The following is a 19880-nucleotide window of genomic DNA, read 5'->3' as shown; positions in this document are numbered from 1 at the left end:
CTTGCCGTTTCATGGTGAGAGTTGGGTAAGTGATGTTCTTACCTTGAACCGTTTTTGACAGTCCTTCAGGGGAAAGCAGAACGCCCCGGGCCGGCCGGCCCGGGGCGTTCTGTCTGGCGGAGTCGATCAGACCAGGTCGAACCGGTCCAGGTTCATGACCTTGACCCACGCGGCGACGAAGTCGTTCACGAACTTCTCCTTCGCGTCGTCGCTCGCGTAGACCTCGGCGAGCGCGCGCAGCTCGGAGTTCGAGCCGAAGACCAGGTCGGCGCGGGAGCCGGCCCACTTGACCTCGCCCGTGGCGGCGTCGCGGCCCTCGAACGTGGTCTGGTCCTCGGACGTCGACTTCCACTCGATGCCCAGGTCGAGCAGGTTGACGAAGAAGTCGTTCGTCAGCGAGCCGGGCGTCTTGGTGAAGGCGCCGAGCTGGGACTGCTGGTAGTTGGCGCCCAGGACACGCAGGCCACCGACCAGGGCGGTCGTCTCGGGGGCGCTCAGGGTGAGCAGGTTCGCCCGGTCGAGCAGCAGGAACTCGGCCGGGAGGCGGTTGCCCTTGCCGTGGTAGTTGCGGAATCCGTCGGCGGTCGGCTCGAGCGCCTCGAACGACTCGGCGTCGGTGTGCTCCTCCGTCGCGTCCACACGGCCCGCGGCGAAGGGAACCCGCACCTGGAAGCCGGCTTCCTTGGCGGCCTTCTCGACGGCGGCGGAGCCACCGAGGACGATCAGGTCGGCCAGGGAGACCTTCTTCGCGCCGGAGTTGAACTCCTCCTGGATGCCTTCCAGGACGCGCAGGACCTGCGCCAGCTCGTCGGGCTCGTTGACCTCCCAGCCGCGCTGCGGCTGCAGGCGGATGCGGGCGCCGTTGGCGCCGCCGCGCTTGTCGCTGCCGCGGAAGGTGGACGCCGAGGCCCACGCGGTGGACACCAGCTGCGAGACGGACAGGCCCGACTCGAGGAGCTTGGTCTTGAGGCTCTCGATGTCCTCGGCGCCGATGGTCTCGCCCTCGGCCTCGGGCAGCGGGTCCTGCCAGATCAGGGTCTCCGCCGGGACCTCCGGGCCGAGGTACAGGGACTTCGGGCCCATGTCACGGTGGGTCAGCTTGAACCAGGCGCGGGCGAAGGCGTCCGCGAACTCCTGCGGGTTCTCGTAGAACCGGCGGGAGATGGGCTCGTAGATCGGGTCGAAGCGCAGCGACAGGTCGGTGGTGAGCATCTTCGGACGGTGCTTCTTCGACGAGTCGTGTGCGTCCGGAACGATCTCCGGGGCGTCCTTCGCGACCCACTGGTTGGCGCCGGCCGGGCTCTGCTCGAGCTCGTACTCGAACTCGAAGAGGTTCTTGAAGAACCCGTTGCTCCACTGCGTCGGGGTGGTGGTCCAGGTGACCTCCAGGCCGGAGGTGATGGCGTCCCCGCCCTTGCCCGTGCCGTAGGTGCTCCTCCAGCCCAGGCCCTGCTCCTCCATGGAGGCGGCCTCGGGGTCGGCGCCGACGTTGTCGGCCGGGCCGGCACCGTGGGTCTTGCCGAAGGTGTGACCGCCGGCGATCAGGGCGACGGTCTCCTCGTCGTTCATCGCCATGCGGCGGAACGTCTCGCGGATGTCGCGGGCCGCAGCGATCGGGTCCGGGTTGCCGTTGGGGCCCTCGGGGTTGACGTAGATGAGGCCCATCTGGACCGCGCCCAGCGGGTTCTCCAGCTCGCGGTCACCGGTGTAGCGCTTGTCGTCGAGCCAGGTGGTCTCGGGACCCCAGTAGACGTCCTCCTCGGCCTCCCAGACGTCGGCGCGGCCGCCGGCGAAGCCGAAGGTCTCGAAGCCCATCTGCTCCAGGGCGACGTTGCCGGTGAGGATGAGGAGGTCGGCCCAGGAGATGGACTGGCCGTACTTCTTCTTGACGGGCCACAGCAGGCGGCGGGCCTTGTCGAGGTTGCCGTTGTCCGGCCAGCTGTTGAGCGGGGCGAAGCGCTGCTGGCCCGCGCCGGCGCCGCCGCGGCCGTCGCTGATGCGGTAGGTGCCCGCACTGTGCCAGGCCATACGGATCATCAGGGGGCCGTAGTTGCCGAAGTCGGCGGGCCACCAGTCCTGCGAGGTGGTCAGTACCTCGGCGATGTCCTGTTTGACGGCGTCGAGGTCGAGGTTCTTGAAGGCCTCTGCGTAGTCGAAGTCCCCACCGAGAGGGTTGGCCACCTCGGGGTTCTTGGCGAGGATCTTCAGGTTGAGCCGCTCGGGCCACCACTGGCGGTTGCCGCCGCCCTGGGTCGGGTGCAGGGCGCGGCCGTGCGCGACCGGGCAGCCGCCTGCCTCCTCCGACTTCGAGTCGGTGACGATCGCGTCGTGGTTCTCAGTCATGGAAATCCTTCCGGACGGGGTGGATCACGGTGCTCGGGTGGATCACATTGCTCAGGAACTGCGGGCGGTGGAACAGGCGGGGCACAGGCCCCAGTAGATGACCTCGGCCTCGTCGACGGCGAAGCCGCGGTCGTCGGAGGCGGTCAGGCAGGGGGCGTGGCCGACCGCGCAGTCGACGTCGGCGACGGTCCCGCACGACCGGCATACGAGGTGGTGGTGGTTGTCGCCGACCCGTCCCTCATAGAGAGCCGGGCTGTTGGGAGGGTCGAGGCGGCGTACGAGTCCTGCCGCGGTGAGTGCGTGGAGCCCCTCGTACACGGCTTGGACGGAGATGTGGCCGACGCGGCCGCGCACCTCGGAGGCGATGACCTCGGCGCCGAGGTGGTCACCGTCCCGCACGGTCTCGAGCAGCGCGACGCGGGCGGCCGTCACCCGCAGGCCGGCACCGCGGAGCTCCTCGGCGGTGGTCGGGTTCTGGGATGCGGTCATGCCGGACAACCTAGTGCCATAAACACGACCGATTCAAGAAAACGAACGGTTCAATTTTGGTGTCGTGTTCGTGAGGCCTTGCGTGGCGGGCTTCATCGCAGCTTTGTGAACTCCGTCACAGGGATTGTGCCGTGGAGTTCTGCCGGCCGGGTGGTCAGCCGTGCCCGTGGCGTGTCAGTACCGCTCGTGCCGTCGCCCGCCATCGTGATGACCGCCGGTGCCCTCCTCACCGGCGCTCTTTCTCCCTGACGGAGGCTCAGGCGTTCGTGGAGGTCAGGCGTTCGAGCTTGGCGGTGGCCGTGGCGGCCTTGCGATCGGCCTCGCGGACGCGGCGGTCCGCAGTACGCGCCCGTTCCCGGGCCGACCGCTGGGCGAAACGGGCCTGCTCATGCTCGCCCCTGATGCGTTCCAGTTCCTCGGTGAGCTCGCCGACGCGCCGCTGGAGGCGGTCCACCTGCTCTTTCGCCTCCTGCACGTCCCGGGCGGCGGCCGCCGCCTCGTCCTGCAGCGTCCCCAGCTCCCGCTCGGCGGCCTCGGCGTCCCGCCGGGCCTCGGCCAGTCGCCGCCGCTCCACGTCCGCCTTCCGGTTCGAGCGGGAAGGGGCAGCCGAGGCAGACGGGCGGCGCCGGGCCCCGGTGCCCTGCGGGACGGCTCGCTCCACGGCGGCCGGAAAGCCGACGGTGGCGCTGAGCGGCTTGACCAGCCTCCCGCACGCCCAGGCCCGGGCGGCTTCGGGGTCGGCCAGGACGGCGTGCAGGGTGTTCTCGACCTCGCGCAGCACGCTGTCGCCGACCGGGTGACCGGCCTCCGCGGCGAGCTGCCGGGCCTGGGCGGACAAGGCGCGCACGATCGCGTGCCGCTGCCGGCTCAGCTCACGCAGCTCGGGGCCGTCCAGGTCGTGGTGGGCCTGCCGCAGGCCTTCCCCCAAGCGGAGCAGGGGCTCGACCTCGCCGGGGAGACCGCGGACCAGGAGATTACCCACCCAGGCCGCGAGACTGGGCTTGCGCAACGCGCCGATCCGCTCGGCGAGCTCCCGGTCACCGGCGGTACGGGCGGCGGCGACGGCCGAGGCCCGGGCCGCGGTGAACTCGTCCGGCCGCAGGGCGTACAGCTCGTCGGCCACGGCGTCGTACTCCATGAGCGTCCCTTTCGCGCGGAAGCTCCGCTTCGATCGTCTCAGGCCGCGCCGACCGGGGCTCGCGGAAGGCTCCGGAGGTACCCCGTTCATGATCGGGAGATCGACCGTTTAACATATGAGCGCCGCCTAGCTCGAAAGATGGATCTGTGACTGTCAACGACGACTCGTTCACCAACTGGAAGAACCGCGAGGAGATCGCGGAGTCGATGATCCCGATCATCGGGAAGCTGCACCGGGAGCAGGACGTGACCGTCCTGCTGCACAGCCGCTCCCTGGTGAACAAGTCGGTGGTCAGCATCCTGAAGACCCACCGGTTCGCCCGCCAGATCGCGGGTGCGGAGCTCTCCGTCACCGAGACGCTGCCGTTCCTCAAGACCCTGGCCGAGCTCGACCTCGGGCCGTCGCAGATCGACATCGGCATGCTGGCCGCGACGTACCGCGAGGACGACCGCGGTCTGTCGATCGCGGAGTTCACCGCCGAGGCCGTCGCCGGTGCCACCGGGGCCAACAAGATCGAGCGCCGCGAGGGCCGCGACGTCGTCCTGTACGGGTTCGGCCGCATCGGCCGCCTCGTGGCCCGGCTGCTCATCGAGAAGTCCGGCTCGGGCAACGGCCTGCGCCTGCGGGCCATCGTCGTCCGCGGCGGAGGCGATCAGGACATCGTCAAGCGCGCCTCGCTGCTGCGCCGCGACTCGATCCACGGCCAGTTCCAGGGCACGATCACCGTCGACGAGGCGAACAGCACGATCGTCGCCAACGGCAACGAGATCAAGGTCATCTACGCGAACGACCCGTCCGAGGTCGACTACACGGCGTACGGCATCAAGGACGCCATCCTCATCGACAACACCGGCAAGTGGCGCGACCGCGAGGGCCTGTCGGAGCACCTGCGCCCGGGGATCGACAAGGTCGTGCTGACCGCCCCCGGCAAGGGCGACGTCCCGAACATCGTCCACGGCGTCAACCACGACACGATCAAGCCGGACGAGCAGATCCTGTCCTGCGCGTCGTGCACCACGAACGCGCTGGTGCCGCCGCTGAAGGCGATGGACGACGAGTTCGGGGTCCAGCGGGGCCACGTGGAGACCGTCCACTCGTTCACCAACGACCAGAACCTGCTGGACAACTACCACAAGTCCGAGCGCCGGGGCCGCAGCGCGCCGCTCAACATGGTCATCACCGAGACCGGTGCCGCCTCCGCCGTCTCCAAGGCGCTGCCCGAGCTGAAGGCGAAGATCACCGGCAGCTCCATCCGGGTGCCGGTGCCGGACGTCTCCATCGCGATCCTCAATCTGCAGCTCGCGCGCGAGACCACCCGCCAGGAGGTGCTCGACTACCTCCGTGAGGTCTCCCTGACCTCGCCGCTGAAGCGCCAGATCGACTTCATCAGCGCCCCGGACGCGGTCTCCAGCGACTTCATCGGCTCGCGCCACGCCTCGATCGTCGACGCCGGCGCGACCAAGGTCGAGGGCGACAACGCGATCCTCTACCTCTGGTACGACAACGAGTTCGGCTACTCGTGCCAGGTCATCCGTGTCGTGCAGCACGTGTCCGGCGTGGAGTACCCGACGTACCCGGCTCCGGCGGTCTGATCCCGGCGATCCGGTGAAAGCGCGGGGCGTGCGGGCCCCGCGCTTTCCTGCGTCAGGAGCGCGAGAGCTGGACCCTGTACTCCCGTGTCCGCGAGCCGTCCTCGCCGCTCACGGTCACGACGGCTACGCGTGATGCCTCCTTGCGGACGGTCACGGTCGCGTACGGGTCACGGGCCGTCGCGGTGATCCTCGCCCGGTCCGGGCGGTCGGCCGCCACGCGGTAGCTCGTCCGGTCCGGGTCGAAGCCGTCGAGCGGCTCGCCGTCCACCTCGATCGACGCGGCGGCGGAGTCGGAGGAAGCTCCCGGTGCCTTGGCGCGCAGCTCGATCTCGCCGAGGGTGATGTAGCCGCCCGGGCGTGCCGTCATGGCCACGCGCACCCCGGTCACCGGGCCGGTGGCGCGCACCGGGACGTCGACCACAGGTGTGCCCTCGGTGCCCACGGCGACCTCGTCGCTCGCGTCGGCCCAGGTGCCGTCGGCCCCGCGCACCTGCACCTTGAGGGACTGCGCGAAGCTGACGTTGCCGCCGTCGCGGTGGAAGTGGGTGACGACCCGGGTGAGATCGCGTGCCTCGGGCAGGGTGAAGGTGATGGTGTCGGACGGGTTCTTCGTGCCTGATCGCCAGTTCGACCAGGCCTTCTCGGACGTGTTTCCGTTGCGCAGGCCCTCGGCGGAGTACCCGCTCTCGGTGTACGTCGCGCCGGCCGTCACGCCCTCGTCGAGCGCGGTGTTCGTCTCCCGGGGTGCGGTGACCTGGACGCGTACGGCCGCCGCTGCCGTCGTTTTGCCGGGGACGTGGGCGGTGCCTCGCAGGGTCACCACTCCGGTGTCGTCGAACGCGCCGTCGGGTGCGGGGTCCCAGGTGACCGGAAGGTCGGCACTTCCGCCGTGCCGTCCGATGCCGGTGACCGTGGCGGGCAGGTCGGGGCGTCCGCCGGTGTAGGTCTTGGCGCGGGCCGGATGTGTCGAAGCGATGGTGTCCACGGTCACGACCGCTTCGGCCCGGACGGTCCGGCCGAGCGCGTCGGTCGCCCGGCCCTTCACCCGGACGGTTCCGGGCTCGCGCCACCGTGACTCGGAGGGCAGCGTCCACCGCACGGGGAGCGATCCCCGGGCGCCGTCCCGGTAGACGGGTGTCACGGTCCCGGGCAGTTCGGGCGTGCGGCCGGGGACGGTGAACGCCTTGGCCTGCTGGGTACGGAGCACGGTCTCGTCGGTGACGGCCCACCGCTGGTTGGCGTTGGAGGTCGGGAGGAAGGCCGATACGCGGGCGCCGTCCGCCGTCGACTGCCCCACGACGTCGAGCAGTCGGCCCGTCGCGGCGTTGACGAAGGTCCAGGTCCCGTCTCCGGTGGTCGACATGATCCACCGCGCGGCCGGCGTGTCGCTCTCTTCCAGCACCGCCTCGTTGTCGCGCACGGCGAGGCGTGTGCCCGTGGCGGCGTTGACGAGGGCGTAGCGCTCCCGGTTGCCGTCGCCCCTGGTCAGCTGCTTCACGGACCACAGCTGGGACTTGGCGGCCGGGTCGGCCGTACGGACGACGACGCCGTTGCCTTCGCCGGACGGGGCCAGGGACTTGCCGCTCTGGGCTCCCTGGAGGCGGTAGACATGGCCGGGCTGGACGAGTGCGGCGTCCTTGCCGGTACCCGAGACACCGTCGACGAGGAAGCTCGTGACCGACTTCGCGGGGACGGTCAGCGTGGCGGAGTCGTCCTTCACCTTCACCGGGGCGCCGCGTACCAGGGCGCCGTCGGCGCTGGTCACCACGGGGGTCACCTCGGCGCCGGGTGCGACCCGCCCGAAGCGTGAGAGGTCCAGGGTCACGGCGCGCGGGGCCGTGCCGCTGTTGACGTGCACCACGGTCGCCCCGCGGCCGGACTTCCGTACGGCGGCGACGCTGGAGGGATCGTCGGCCTTCACGAAGTGGTCGCCGGGGCGGATGTGGTGGGTGAAGTTGCGCAGGGTGTGGAACTTGGTGTTGGCCTTGACCGGGCAGCTCTCCAGGGTGTCCTTCGCGGTGCAGTTGAACGGGATGTGGATGCTGCCCCAGTTCTTGCCCGCCTGCGCCTGGGGGATGGAGTCCTCCACGGGCTGCCACAGCACCCAGGCGGACGGCTCCAGTTCACGGATGTCCTCGACGACCCGGGTGGCGATGCCGAGCCCCGGTTCCATGCCGGTGAAGTCGGTGCCGGTCCCCCAGGTGCCCTCGACCTCGCTCATCCAGAACGGCCGGTCGGCGGCCTTGGCGCTGTCGCGGGCGCTGGTGCGCATGCCGGTGCCGTAGGTGTGCACGTTGAGCTGGTCGACGGCGGCGCGGGCGGAGTCGTCGTAGGCGTTCCAGTTGCGGACGAAGGTGCTCGGGTTGGTCTCGTCCATGGCGGAGACGGTGGCGCGGGTCTTCGCCTTGTCGAGGGCGCGGCGCACGGCCAGTACGACCTTCTGCTGGAGCTCCGGGCCGGCGTGGGCGCCCTCCTGGCGGCCTCCGGTGGGCTGTCCGTCGGGGCCGATCTGCGTGCCCCAGTAGTTGGTGTTGGGCTCGTTGAGCGGCGCGAGGGTGTCGAACTTGATGCGGTGTTTCTTCTCCAGCTGCTCCGTCACCTTGACCAGGTAGGTGGCGAAGTCGTCGACGCGGTCCGGGCGTATCTGGTCGGTGTTGGCGTCGAAGCCTCCCGAGACATAGCCGCTGACGGTCTGGAACCAGGGGGGCGAGTTGCTGAAGGCCTCCCACTTGGTCACCTTCTTCTTGACCCGGTCCACCCACCAGCGCTGTCCCGGGTCGGCGGACCAGTCCCAGTGCTCGGGGTCGCCGGGGTTCCACCAGTCGGTGTCCTCCCTGGTGGTGCCCGCCGGGGCCTTCCAGAAGCCGTCCATGGTCGCGCCGGTCTTCATGTAGTCCTTGCGGACGTCGGGGGCGTTGCCGCCGCCGATGTTGTAGCGCGCGATGTTGAGGCGGAGGCCGTCCTCGCCGAACAGCATGTCGGCGAGCTTCTGGCGGATGGGTTCCGGGTAGCGGCCCGTGATGTTGGCGAACCAGACGAGGCTCGTCCCCCACCCTTCGAACTCCTGCTGCCGGTAGGACGGGTCGATCCGTACCGTGACCGCGCTGCCGGGCGGTTCGGCGGCAGCGGCGGGAGGTGCGGCCAAGAGCCCCGCGCCGAGCACCAGGGGGGCGGTGATCGCCCAGGCCGGGGCGAGGCGATGTCTGCTGGACATGGATTCCCTTCGGGAGTGAACAGAACCGCGCAGAACCAATCGAGTTTCCCGAATGTTTTAGGACGGCAATCAACACGTCAAGAGGTGCGGCGAGTTGGGAACCGACGCACACCCCTTGACGCGTTCCGCCTCGCCGCCTCAATAATGACCATCCACCCACTGTCCACATATCTAAACGACGTTCTCTGTTGTGTACGCGAGCGAGCACGGAGGCGCAGTGACCGGTTTAGGCACCATCCGCAGTCGTCCGATCGTCGCCTCCCTCGCCGCCGTGCTCGCCGTCTCCGGCTGCTCGGTGGCCGGCGCCGACCCCATCGGCGGCGGTCCGGACACCCTGCGCGTCGTCCTTCCCGAGGAACCGCCGACCCTCGAACCCTGTGACGCCTCGCTGACCGCGACGGGCCGGGTGACTCGGGCCAACATCACCGAGGCGCTCACCGAACGCGAACCGTCCACCGGACGCCTGGAACCCGCCCTCGCCACCAAGTGGACCCGGGAATCGGCCACTTCGTGGACCTTTACCCTCCGCGAGGGCGTCAGCTTCCACGACCAGACGCCCTTCACGGCGGCCGCCGCCGCGTTCTCCATCGAGCGCGCCACGGATTCCGGCATCGACTGCAACGTCGACGGCTACATCTTCGCGGACAGCGAGCTGACCGCCACGCCCGTCGACGACACCACTCTCCGGGTCACCACGGCGAAGCCCGACCCGATCCTGCCGCTGCGCCTGTCCTTCGTCGAGATCGTGCCGACGAGCACCGACCCCGACTCCCGGGTGCGCGAGCCGGTCGGCACGGGGCCCTACCGGATCGACGACTGGAACCAGGGCCGTCACCTGCGGCTGAAACGCTTCCCCGGATACTGGGGCAAGGCTCCCGAGTTCGCCGCGGCCACCTACGTCTGGCGTGCCGAGGGCAGTGTGCGCGCGGCCATGGTGACGAACGACGAGGCCGACGTCGCGATCGGGCTCGCCCCCGAGGACGGGGCCGGTGACCGCGCGGTCGAGTTCGCCACCAACGAGGTGTCGTACCTGCGGATCGACGCCACCGAGCCGCCCCTGGACGACATCCGGATCCGACGGGCCGTCAACTACGCGATCGACCGGGAGGGGCTGGTCACCGCAGTCTTCGCCGGCCGGCCCAGCGGGCAGCTCGTGTCCAAGGGCGTGACCGGCTACAACCCGGGCATCGAGCCGTGGCCGTACGACCCGGAACGGGCCCGAAGACTCGTCGCCGAGGCCCGCGCCGACGGAGTCCGCACCGACGCCACCATCACCCTCATCGGCCGCAACGGCATCTACCCGAAGGCCGCCGAGGCGATGGAGGTCGTCCAGGACGGTCTGATCAAGGCCGGGCTGAAGGTCAGGATCAAGATGCTGGACGTCAACGCCTGGCTGGAGTACCTGCTGCGCCCCTTCCCGGCCGGCGACACCGGCCCCACCCTGCTCCAGGCCCAGCACGGCAACCAGGCGGGCGACGCCGCCTTCACGATGGGACAGATCTACGGCAGTCAGGGCGCCCAGAGCAGCTACGGCACCGAGGCGCTCGACACGCTCATCGAGGAGGCGCAGCTCGCCTCGGGCGGGAAACGGCAGAAGGCGTTCGCGGACGCGTTCACCCATCAGAACGACAAGGTCGTCCGGGACGCCGTCATGGCCAACATGACCGGCCTGCTGGCCCTCTCCCCCAAGGTCCGCTACCGGCCCGACTCGGCCACCAGCGACGAGATGCGGCTCGCCGACATGCGCCGCGCGGACTGAGGGAGGACTTCACATGCTGACCTTGCTGCGCCGCCGCGCGGTCTCCAGTGTCGTGCCGCTGCTCGTGGTGGTCCTCGGTGTCTTCTTCCTGGCCCGCCTCACCGGGGACCCCGCCAACCTGTATCTGCCGCTGAGCGCGACGCCCGAGATGCGGGCCGAGTTCGCCGCCCGCAACGGCTTGGACGAACCGCTGATCACCCAGTTCGGCGACTATCTCGCCCAGGTCGCCCACCTCGACTTCGGCGAGTCGCTGCGCACCGCCCAGCCGGCGGGCGAGGCCGTCCTGCGGGCCTTCCCCGCGACGCTCCAGCTGGCCGGCTGGACGATGCTGCTCGCCATCGTGGGCGCGGTGGTCATCGGCAGTCTGGCGGCCTATCGCCCGAACTCGGCGACCGACCGGATCGCGAGCTTCCTGTCCTCCACGGCCGCCAGCGTCCCAGACTTCTGGATCGCCATCATGGGCGTGCTGGTCTTCGCGGTCACCCTGGGCTGGCTGCCCACGTCCGGCACGAGCGGCGCGGCGGCGTGGGTGCTGCCTGTGGCCACGCTGCTCATCCGCCCGTTCGGCGTGCTGGTCCAGGTGGTGCGCGGCGCCATGGTCTCGGCGCTGTCCGCCCCGTATGTGAAGGTGGCGCGCGGCAAGGGGGCCTCCGAACTCCGGGTGGTTTTCGGGCACGCCCTGCGCAACGCCGCCGCACCGGCGCTGACCGTCGCGGGCGATCTGGCTGTGGGGCTGGTCAACGGGGCGGTCGTCGTCGAGACCATCTTCGGCTGGCCCGGTATCGGCAAGCTCATGATCGACTCGGTGCTGCAGCGCGACTTCGCGGTGCTTCAGGCGGCGGTCCTCCTGACCGCCCTGGCGATCTTCGCCCTCAACATCCTGGTCGACCTCTGCCACGCGCTCCTCGACCCACGGGTACGGCAGCGGGCGGCGGCATGAACCAAGGACGGGACATGCTTCAGAAAGCCACATCCCAGACGGACGCCACGACCGTACGGCGGCGGTGGTTCGCCCTGCTGCTAGGGGACCGGTTCGCCTGCGCGGCGGCCCTGCTGCTGCTCCTGGTCGCGCTGAGCGCCGTACTGGGGCCGCTTCTGGCCGGGGACCTGGCGACCCGTCAGAACCTGCGTGACCCGGGCCGGCCTCCGTTCACTCTCGACCACGGCTGGGCCTTCGTCCTCGGCAGCGACTCCCTCGGCCGGCCCGTAGCCGCGCGGCTGCTGGCCGCCGCCGGGACGACCCTGGCCGTCGCGGTTCCCGCCGTGCTGTGCTCGCTGGTCATCGGCTCGGTGTGGGGCATGTGGGCGGGCTATCACGGCGGTTGGCGCGAGAGCGTGTCGCTGCGGGTGGCCGATGTGATCCTCAGCTTCCCCTCCCTGCTCCTGGCCGTGGTAGTGCTGTATGTGTTCTCGCCGAGTGCCGCGAGCATCGTGCTGGTGCTGGCGGTTGCCCGGATCCCCGTGTATCTGCGCACCGCCCGGGCCGAGGCCGCGGAGTTGCGCAGCCGCCTGTTCATGGACGCGGCGCGGACGTTCGGCACGGGCAGCTGGGCGGCGATCCGGCGCCATGTCGCGCCGAGCGTGCTGCCCACGCTGCTCACCGTCGCCGCGCTCGACTTCTGCTTCGTGATGCTGGCCGAGTCGTCGCTGAGCTTTCTGGGCATCGGCATTCAGCCTCCGGATGTGAGCTGGGGATTGATGGTCGCCCAGGGGCGGCAGGAGTTGCAGAGTGCGTGGTGGATCGCGCTCTTTCCGGGCCTCGCGATCGTCGTCACGACCGTGTCGGCGACCGTGCTCGCTTCCTGGGCCAGGCTGACGACGGATCCGGGGCAGCGGTGGCGGCAGGGGCAGGGACGGCGTTCCCGCGGGTCACGTGCGGCGGGCGGGAGCGGCAAGGGTTCGATGGCGGGGGGCGCGGCCGCTGCGGACGACCGTACGGCGAGCGCGGGCCTCGTCGTGGAGGACCTGTCGGTCGACGTGCGTACTCCCGCCGGGCCCGTGCACGTCGTCCGCGGCGTGAGCTTCGCCGTGCGGTCGGGCGAGACGCTGGCGCTGCTGGGCGAGTCGGGCTGCGGCAAGAGCATGACCGCACACGCTGTCGCCGGTCTGCTCGACCCGGTCGCGGAGGTGGTGGGCGGGCAGGTCAGGCTCGACGGCGAGAACCTGCTCGGGCTCGGAGCACGGGCCAGACGCCGACTGGCCGGACCGGGTCTGGCCATGGTCTTCCAGGACGCGCTCAGCGCGCTCAACCCCGTCCACACGGTCGGAGCGCAGCTGGCCGAGCCGTTCCGCATCCACGAGGGCGTGTCCAGGCGTGCGGCGCGGGCCAGGGCGGTGCAGCTGATGGAGCGCGTGGGCATCCCGGAGGCCCGCTCCCGGGCGGACGCCTATCCGCATCAGTTCTCGGGAGGCATGCGGCAGCGCCTGCTCATCGCGATGGCGGTCGCCCTGCGGCCCAAGGTCCTGATAGCCGATGAGCCCACGACAGCCCTGGACGTCACCGTGCAGGCGCAGATCATGGACCTGCTCGGTGAGTTGCGCGGCGAGCAGCGGACAGCGCTCGTCCTCATCACGCACGATCTCGGGCTCGCCGCCGAGCACGCGGACCGGGTCGCCGTCATGTACGCGGGGACGGTGGTGGAGACCGGGCCGGTGGCCGAGGTGTTCGGCAGGCCCCACCACCCGTACACCCGGGGCCTGTTGGAGTCGGTGCCGGCCGAGCAGCACCGGGGCTCCCGCCTGACGTCGATCCCCGGGAGCCCGCCGGACCCGGCCGCGGTGCCGGCGGGCTGTGCCTTCCGTACGCGCTGTCCCCTGGCCCGGGAGCGGTGCGTGACCCACCGACCGGTGCTGACCGGCACCGGCAGCGGCCGGGCCGCCGCCTGTCACTTCGGGAAGGAACTGGCCGATGCCTGAACGCGGCACCCTGCTGGAGGCCACCGGTCTGGCCAAGAGCTTCACCGTCCGCAGGACCGTTCGGGGCGGCACCCGGCTAAGGGCCCTCGACGGGGTGGACCTCCTCCTCGGGCGCGGTGAGACCCTCGGCCTCGTCGGCGAGTCCGGCTGCGGCAAGTCCACGCTGGCCAGGATCCTCCTGCTGCTGGAGCGGCCCGACGCGGGGACCGTGCGGTACGAGGGCGTCGACCCGTTCGCGTTGTCGGGTGCGGACCTGCTCGCCTGGCGGCGCAAGGTGCAGATGGTCTTCCAGGACCCGTTCGGTTCGCTCAACCCCCGCCTCAGCGCGGCGGATCTCATCGGGGAGCCCTGGCTGACCCATCGCGACCTGGTCCCTCCTTCACGGCGGGCGGCGCGCGTGGGCGAACTCCTGGAGATGGTCGGTCTGCGCGCCTCGGACGCGGGCCGTCATCCGCACGAGTTCTCGGGCGGTCAGCGGCAGCGGATCGGCATCGCCCGGGCCCTGGCTCTGGAACCCGAAGTGATCGTCTGCGACGAACCCGTCTCCGCGCTGGACCTGTCGGTACAGGCGCAGGTGCTCAACCTCCTGTGCGATCTGCGGGACGAGCTCGGGCTGTCGTACGTGTTCATCTCGCACGACCTGTCCGTGGTGCGGCACCTCGCCGACCGGGTCGCCGTGATGTACCTCGGCGGGATCGTGGAGACGGGCCCGACGGAGGAGGTCTACGAGCGGCCGCGCCACCCGTACACGGAGGCGCTGCTGTCGGCGGCCCCTTCGCCTGTGGCCGGGAGCGGGCGCCGACGGCAACGGATCGTGCTCACCGGTGAGATCCCGTCTCCCGCCGACCCGCCGTCCGGTTGCCGGTTCCGGACCCGGTGCCCTCGGGCGCGGGACCTGTGCGCCGAGGCCGTGCCCGAACCGCCGCCGGGTGCGCCCCTCCACGGCGCCGCATGCCACTTCCCCCTGGAGGAGGCACCCTCGGTCGCGGTTTGACGGGTGGTGTCATTCGGCGGCGTTCACCAGGAACTCCTGGTCACGGGCGCCCGTGCACCGCTGCTGGGCGATCTCGGCGCCGGACGCCCGGTCCTCGGTGCCGTTGACGCCGAGACACATTCCGTTCTGCACCACGTGGATCCGATAGCCGTCGGCCTCGGAGCCTCCGGCCGGGTCGAAGAAGAAGTGCTGGCTGGTGCGGTCCGCCGAGCAGCTCTCCCAGGGCCAGGGTTCGAGGAGTCCCTCGACGACGTGGCCGCTGCCCAGCGCGGTGAGACAGCCGTCGCCGTACACCGGGTGGCGCCACTGGATGTAGTACGAGCCTGTCTTGCCGACCGGCACGAGGGACAGGTCAGGCGGTGTGGCGTCGGCACAGGGGCGCTGGACGGCGACCTGGCTCCGGTAGCGCCCTTTGCGGTCGTGGCCTTCGGTGACGCACAGCTCGGGCGCCGGGGCCGGGCGGATCCGGGACTGTCCCGGGGGCGGGCCTTCGACGTCGGTGGTCGAGGAGGGAGCCGCGGAGGGGTCCAGGCCCTGTCCGGCACCGGCCGCGCGTGTTCCCGTGCCCCGGTCGTTCGTCTCGTCGGGCAGCAGCGCCCAGGCTCCGACCGCGGCGAGCAGGAGTGCGGCGACGGTGGAGGCGGCAAGGGCTCGTCGGTTCTTGACCCGGCCTGCGGCCCTGGCCGTGACCGGGCCGGGGCCCGCGGGCGTGGCCGGGGGTCCGCTGGGGCGTTCCCGGGCGGAGGCGGGTGTCGGAACGGGCGTCGGTCCGTCGGCGGCGTGTGCTGACCCGCTGTTCATGGGCGTAGCCCCACCGTCCGCTTCGGACGGCTCGGCGGCGGCCAGTCGGTCCCTGGCCTCCAGCCAGACGGCGACGTCCTCGCCTTCTCCGCACGCGCGGACGAACGCGACGAGCACCTCGGCACGCGGCAGCGAGTCCCGGCGCAGCGCGTCGGCCGCGGTGCTCCGCGCGAGCACGTCACCGCGCCGTCCCGCGTTCCTTTCCAACTGCCGGTAGGTCAGGCCGGACTGTTCCTTGAGTCGTCGCAAGCAGGCCACGAACTCCGCGGCGCTGCGCGCCCCGTGCGGCAACGGACGCTGTCTCCCCATTGTCCGGCCATCCTCGTCGTGCCGCTGGCCATGGACAATCCGGAATTCTGCCAATCCCCGTGCCTGCGCTCTCGTGTTCCGGACTGTGACGCCGCGTGCGCGCGAGGCTCCCGACGGACACGTGTCAGGGCCCTGCGGCAGCGTGCCGCAGGGCCCCACGCACTCAGTGCTTGAAGACGTCCTTGGTCTTCTCCTTGGCCTGCCGGGCGTCTCCCTTGGACTGTTCCGCCCGGCCCTCGGCCGTCAGCCGCTCGTTACCCACCGCACGGCCGATCGTCTCTTTGGCCTTTCCCTTGGCCTGCTCGGCCTTCGCCTTGGACTTCTGCTCTCCAGCCACGATTCGTTCACTCCAAGTCGTGTTCGACTTCGGGGTCACCTGCCGAGTGACCCGGGAGGGACGGTCAAACGTGAGTGAGGAACGGAGTACGACACACCACAGTGTCGCTATGCGGTCACGGAACCGCCGTCCTGCGCTCGTGTGAACCCGTGGCTCCGCTCCACCTTCGCCACATGCAGGGTGTAGCTCTGGTACCACTCGGCCTGCCCGCGCTTCTGCGCCGCGCGATGCTCGGCGTTGGTCCGCCACTCCGTGAGGGCGTCCGCGTCGCGGAAGTACCCGACGGTGATGCCCAGTCCGCCAGGAGTCTGCGCGTGGTCCATCCCCAGGAACCCCGGGACGTCCTTCACCAGGTCTTCCATCCGTGCGGCGGTCTCGCTGTAGCCGCTCTGGTCCTGGGTGCGCACCGTGGTGAAGACGGCCACGTAGTAGGGGGGTTCATAGGCCTCGACGGGCGTGACAGGCGCTTCGGAGTGGGTGCTCATGGCGCCAATGTAGGGCAGGGCGCGCCCGGCCAGAGGTCCATCGAGCGCCCAGGTCCGTTCACCCGGGCGTCCTGCCCGGGTGAGGCTCACAGGGCGGCACCGCCGACGACACCTCGGCCAGGAGCCGCTCCACCTCGCTCCCCCAGCGTGAGGCGATCACCAGGTCGCGTGCCGGGTCCACCCACAGCAGATGGTTGCCACCGTTGCCGCGGGCGCAGCGGCCGGTGCGCGGGGCCCGGGGCCATACCGTGCCGTGGTCGTTGAGCCACCAGGACAGGCCGTACTCGGGCTTGACCGGACAGGGCGTCCACAACTCCTCGATCCAGCGCCGCGACAGGAGCCGACGCCCGCCCCACCGCCCGCCCCGCAGACAGAGCAGGCCGACGCGGGCCAGGTCCAAGGCGCTGAGCCACAGTCCGCCGCCCCAGTGCGCGCCTCCGGAGACCACCGGTACCTCGGTGCCGTCGAGGGCGATCACGGCGTGGTCGTAGCCGTGCCAGGACCAGCCGTCGGAGGCACCGGTCGGTGCCATGACGCGCTCGCGCAGCACGTCCGGCAGAGTGCGGCGGAACAGGGCCGTGAGAGCCAGCGCGGCCAGGTTGACGCGCACGTCGTTGTAGGCCCAGCCGGCGCCGGGTGGTCCGCCTGCCGACTCGGTGCCCTCGCGGGTGCTCTGGGCGTCCGCCCAGGTCGGCTTGGACCACAGCTCCCCCTCCCACTGACTGGTCTGGTCCAGCAGGTGGCGCCAGGTGATCGTCCGCCCGTGGGGGGTGCCGAACTCGGGCAGGTCCACGGTCTTCGACACCGGCTCGTCCAGGCGCAGCACCCCGTCGTCGTAGGCGATGCCCGCCACCAGCGACAGCACGCTCTTCGTGGCGCTGTAGGCCATCTCGGCCCGTGCGGGGTCGCCCCACGAGGCGAGGACCGTGCCGGCCCGGACCACGACACCACTGGCCCCGTGCCCGTCGAGGAGCGGGCCGATGACCTCCCGGTGCGACGCGTCGGACACCTGGCCGGCGAGATACGACGCCATGTCGTCGATGCCCGCCACCGGCCGCCCGGCCTGCGCGCTCACGGCCCATCCGAGCGCCGCCGCGTCCACTCCCTCCCAGGGGTCCACGGTCCCGTCGCTGTCCTCCAAAACCTCTCCGCCGTATCGCGTCGTCACCGAGTCCATGCCTCTTCGTTCACACCACTCCCCCGTCTCCGGCCGCACAGATCTTCAACAGCCGTCATTGTCCGTCAAGTTCGGGCAGGACGACGCCCCGGCCCTCAAGCCGAGGAACGGCTCTGCCGCGTCCGGCCCGGGCCACGGGCCAGGGCCCGGCGAGGGCCCGCGAGGGCGGTGGGAGCAGGACGGCGTCCTCAGGCCGCAGTAGGCCGGGCGTACCTTCGGCGGGGTGTCCGGGCGACGGTGCGCAGGGAGGACCATCGGCGCTGCTCACACTGGCCGAATGGCCGACGCGTCTCCAGCAGGTCCGGATTCGGAATGTCCATCTGCATGGTGCGGCCAGCCCGCTTCGGTCCCACGCCCCTGTCTCCCGCGGTCCGCTGCGGACGAGTGTGCTGTCTCGGAGGCGTGGCGCCGGGGCACAGCCCGTGCGGCCGGCCACGGCGGATGGCGTGTGGACTCGATGCCGGAGGAGCGTGGTTCCGCCATCGCACCGGACACCGTCGTGTCGGTGTGTGAGGTGCCCGACACCGGCTCAGGTCTCGGCCGGCAGATGGATCGAGGCGAGTTTGGCCGGGTCGACGACGATGTGGATGTCGGTGATCCGGCCTTCGGTGACGGTGAAGGCGATGAGGGAGAGAGGGCTTCCGTCGGGGCTCCAGGACATGTGGCCGGGGATGCCGTTGACCAGCACAGGCCGATTTCGGGCGACCTCGCGGGAGAACATGCGGGCCCCGGAGGCGACCTTGGTGGCGCCGAGGGTGACGACCACGCCGTCGGGGGTGTCGACGGTCAGCTTCACGTTCGGGTCGAGGACACGCAAAAGTGCTTCGAAGTCGCCGCTGCGGGCGGCGGCGCCGAAAGCCTGGACGACCTCTCGGTGCTCGCGGCCGGAGCCCGCGGGTCGGTCCGTGGCGTGGACCTTGCGGCGGGCACGGCTGGCGACCATCTTGGTGGCGGCGGTGGACTTGCCCAGGATCCGGCCGATTTCCTGGAACGGGACGGCGAACATGTCGTGCAGGACGAACGCCAGGCGCTCGCTCGGGGTGAGCGAGTCGAGCACGACGAGCAGGGCGAAGCCGAGCGAATCGGCCAGCGCCGCCTGCTCGTCCGGCGCGGGGTCGTCGTCGGGTATCACCACGAGGTTCGCGAACTCCTGCTCGTAGGCGATTTCGGGGTGGGCCCGGCGGGATCTCAGGAGGTCCAGGCTGATACGGCCGACCACCGTGGTCAGCCAGCCCGCCAGGTTGCCGATGGACGCCGCGTCCTGGCGGACGAGGCGCATCCAGGCTTCCTGGACCACGTCCTCGGCATCGGCGTGCGAGCCCAGCACGCGGTACGCGACGGCGCGCAGCCGATCGCGCTGGGCTTCGAACGCCTCGGCCACAAGGGCGGACGGGTGGGCGGTCACGGCTTCGGCTGCTGACGGAGCGACACCCTGTTGCCGTCCGGGTCCACCGCCTCGATGCGGACCCCGAACGGATAGTCCTCGGGCTCGGGCTCTTCGAAGACGACTCCGCGCTGACGCATGCTCTCAAAATCCTTTCGCAGGTCGTCGGATTCGAGGATCAGCGGACCGGGCGCGCCCGCTTCCCCCGGCTGCCCCGCAGCCGCCGCATGCGACCACAGGATGATCTGCACCGGACTGTCGGGAACACCGACGGTGAGGAACCGTCCGTCGGGCCCCGGGAAGTCGAGACGTTTTTCCAGACCCAGTCCCTCGGTGTAGAACTCCAGTGCGCGGTCCTGATCCGTGACGTAGACCGTCACGTACATGATCTGGTTCAGCATCCTGCTCTCGATTCACTCGTTGATGCGACCGTTCGTATGCGGTCGTCGCTCTCATGACGAGTGCCGACGGGAGAAGGTAACAAGACCGATCACACTCCGGGCTCGTCAGCGAGGCCGTGCTGCTGATGTGCGCCGGTGCGCTGACCCTGTGGCAGCACGGCACCGAGGCGGCCGCCGACGCCGGTTCCGATCGCGGCACTGTCGCCCTCGTCGCGCTGGCCATGGGGGTGCGTACCTCGACCGTGCTGCGGATCCACGTGCCGGGGATGCCGACCCTGCTGAGCCGGACCGCCATCGCCGAGCTCATCAACGACGTACTGAAGTGCCCTCGGGCGGCACTGCTCGGGATGTCGGCCAGGCAGCGGCTGGCCCGTACACGGTGGACCGCCACCGCGGGGGAATCTTCGCGGGCGGGGTGCTGGGCACGCTGCTGGTGCCGCTCGGCACCGAGCGGGCCCTGCTCGTCATCGCCGTCGTGGTGCTGCTCCTCGCGGCGGCCACGTCGGACGTACCGCCGCCAAGGGAAGCGAGGGGCAGGACC

15 protein-coding genes are annotated in these 19880 nt (G+C 70.7%); 5 read left to right on the top strand and 10 right to left on the bottom strand.

The features are described from left to right. Nucleotides 1-126 precede the first annotated feature (126 nt). The 3 genes from katG to ACQEV8_RS41890 all read right to left on the bottom strand — a co-directional run bounded on the left by katG (nt 127) and on the right by ACQEV8_RS41890 (nt 3970). On the bottom strand, nt 127-2343 hold the full coding sequence (katG, locus tag ACQEV8_RS41900; protein WP_432972045.1) for a catalase/peroxidase HPI: 2217 nt from the start codon (nt 2341-2343) through the stop codon (nt 127-129). Nucleotides 2344-2394: 51 nt separating this feature from the next. Next, nucleotides 2395-2832 (bottom strand): Fur family transcriptional regulator, encoded by a 438-nt coding sequence (locus tag ACQEV8_RS41895; protein WP_432972042.1) that lies wholly within the window; start codon nt 2830-2832, stop codon nt 2395-2397. A gap of 256 nt (nt 2833-3088) precedes the next feature. Continuing rightward, nucleotides 3089-3970, bottom strand: a complete 882-nt coding sequence (locus ACQEV8_RS41890) for a hypothetical protein (protein ID WP_432972039.1) — start codon at nt 3968-3970, stop codon at nt 3089-3091. A gap of 146 nt (nt 3971-4116) precedes the next feature. On the opposite strand from ACQEV8_RS41890, the gene ACQEV8_RS41885 reads away from it, so the two are divergent. Next, complete coding sequence (locus ACQEV8_RS41885; RefSeq protein WP_432972036.1) at nt 4117-5562, top strand: glyceraldehyde-3-phosphate dehydrogenase; 1446 nt, start codon at nt 4117-4119, stop codon at nt 5560-5562. Between the two features lie 52 nt (nt 5563-5614). Here ACQEV8_RS41885 and ACQEV8_RS41880 read toward each other — a convergent pair whose 3' ends face one another. Next, entirely contained in the window at nt 5615-8776 is a 3162-nt protein-coding gene (locus ACQEV8_RS41880) for an RICIN domain-containing protein (RefSeq protein ID WP_432972033.1), read from the bottom strand. Between the two features lie 217 nt (nt 8777-8993). Between ACQEV8_RS41880 and ACQEV8_RS41875 the strand changes: the two genes are divergently transcribed. The 4 genes from ACQEV8_RS41875 to ACQEV8_RS41860 are packed head-to-tail and all read left to right on the top strand — an operon-like array spanning nt 8994 to nt 14445. Beyond that, nucleotides 8994-10535, top strand: a complete 1542-nt coding sequence (locus tag ACQEV8_RS41875) for an ABC transporter substrate-binding protein (protein WP_432972030.1) — start codon at nt 8994-8996, stop codon at nt 10533-10535. Between the two features lie 13 nt (nt 10536-10548). Further along, a complete protein-coding gene (locus ACQEV8_RS41870; protein ID WP_432972027.1) occupies nt 10549-11475 on the top strand; it encodes an ABC transporter permease in 927 nt (308 codons plus the stop codon). Nucleotides 11476-11489: 14 nt separating this feature from the next. Continuing rightward, entirely contained in the window at nt 11490-13451 is a 1962-nt protein-coding gene (locus ACQEV8_RS41865; protein ID WP_432972024.1) for a dipeptide/oligopeptide/nickel ABC transporter permease/ATP-binding protein, read from the top strand. Further along, on the top strand, nt 13444-14445 hold the full coding sequence (locus ACQEV8_RS41860; RefSeq protein WP_432972021.1) for an ABC transporter ATP-binding protein: 1002 nt from the start codon (nt 13444-13446) through the stop codon (nt 14443-14445). Before ACQEV8_RS41865 ends, ACQEV8_RS41860 begins: the two co-directional genes overlap by 8 nt. Nucleotides 14446-14454: 9 nt before the next feature. Here ACQEV8_RS41860 and ACQEV8_RS41855 read toward each other — a convergent pair whose 3' ends face one another. The 6 genes from ACQEV8_RS41855 to ACQEV8_RS41830 all read right to left on the bottom strand — a co-directional run bounded on the left by ACQEV8_RS41855 (nt 14455) and on the right by ACQEV8_RS41830 (nt 19339). Next, on the bottom strand, nt 14455-15555 hold the full coding sequence (locus ACQEV8_RS41855; RefSeq protein ID WP_432972018.1) for an XRE family transcriptional regulator: 1101 nt from the start codon (nt 15553-15555) through the stop codon (nt 14455-14457). 163 nt (nt 15556-15718) lie between these two features. After that, on the bottom strand, nt 15719-15892 hold the full coding sequence (locus ACQEV8_RS41850; protein ID WP_184586600.1) for a CsbD family protein: 174 nt from the start codon (nt 15890-15892) through the stop codon (nt 15719-15721). Nucleotides 15893-15999: 107 nt separating this feature from the next. Then, on the bottom strand, nt 16000-16377 hold the full coding sequence (locus ACQEV8_RS41845; protein ID WP_432972014.1) for an antibiotic biosynthesis monooxygenase family protein: 378 nt from the start codon (nt 16375-16377) through the stop codon (nt 16000-16002). Nucleotides 16378-16435: 58 nt separating this feature from the next. Further along, on the bottom strand, nt 16436-17545 hold the full coding sequence (locus ACQEV8_RS41840) for a serine hydrolase domain-containing protein (protein WP_432972011.1): 1110 nt from the start codon (nt 17543-17545) through the stop codon (nt 16436-16438). Nucleotides 17546-18083: 538 nt separating this feature from the next. Next, nucleotides 18084-18959: a sigma-70 family RNA polymerase sigma factor gene (locus tag ACQEV8_RS41835; protein WP_432972008.1), complete on the bottom strand. Its 876-nt coding sequence runs from the start codon at nt 18957-18959 to the stop codon at nt 18084-18086. Further along, nucleotides 18956-19339, bottom strand: a complete 384-nt coding sequence (locus tag ACQEV8_RS41830; RefSeq protein WP_432972005.1) for a VOC family protein — start codon at nt 19337-19339, stop codon at nt 18956-18958. Before ACQEV8_RS41830 ends, ACQEV8_RS41835 begins: the two co-directional genes overlap by 4 nt. Nucleotides 19340-19880: the final 541 nt, after the last annotated feature.

The organism is Streptomyces sp. CA-179760 (assembly GCF_050937045.1).
Taxonomy (GTDB): domain Bacteria; phylum Actinomycetota; class Actinomycetes; order Streptomycetales; family Streptomycetaceae; genus Streptomyces.
This window is presented reverse-complemented; position numbering and strand designations above follow the sequence as displayed.

Coding starts and splice junctions, on each gene's coding strand:
- ACQEV8_RS41865 (WP_432972024.1), top strand. CDS start 11,490: ATGCTTCAGAAAGCCACATCCCAGACGGACGCCACGACCGTACGGCGG.
- ACQEV8_RS41845 (WP_432972014.1), bottom strand. CDS start 16,377: ATGAGCACCCACTCCGAAGCGCCTGTCACGCCCGTCGAGGCCTATGAA.
- ACQEV8_RS41890 (WP_432972039.1), bottom strand. CDS start 3,970: ATGGAGTACGACGCCGTGGCCGACGAGCTGTACGCCCTGCGGCCGGAC.
- ACQEV8_RS41860 (WP_432972021.1), top strand. CDS start 13,444: ATGCCTGAACGCGGCACCCTGCTGGAGGCCACCGGTCTGGCCAAGAGC.
- ACQEV8_RS41855 (WP_432972018.1), bottom strand. CDS start 15,555: ATGGGGAGACAGCGTCCGTTGCCGCACGGGGCGCGCAGCGCCGCGGAG.
- ACQEV8_RS41870 (WP_432972027.1), top strand. CDS start 10,549: ATGCTGACCTTGCTGCGCCGCCGCGCGGTCTCCAGTGTCGTGCCGCTG.
- ACQEV8_RS41830 (WP_432972005.1), bottom strand. CDS start 19,339: ATGCTGAACCAGATCATGTACGTGACGGTCTACGTCACGGATCAGGAC.
- katG (WP_432972045.1), bottom strand. CDS start 2,343: ATGACTGAGAACCACGACGCGATCGTCACCGACTCGAAGTCGGAGGAG.
- ACQEV8_RS41895 (WP_432972042.1), bottom strand. CDS start 2,832: ATGACCGCATCCCAGAACCCGACCACCGCCGAGGAGCTCCGCGGTGCC.
- ACQEV8_RS41880 (WP_432972033.1), bottom strand. CDS start 8,776: ATGTCCAGCAGACATCGCCTCGCCCCGGCCTGGGCGATCACCGCCCCC.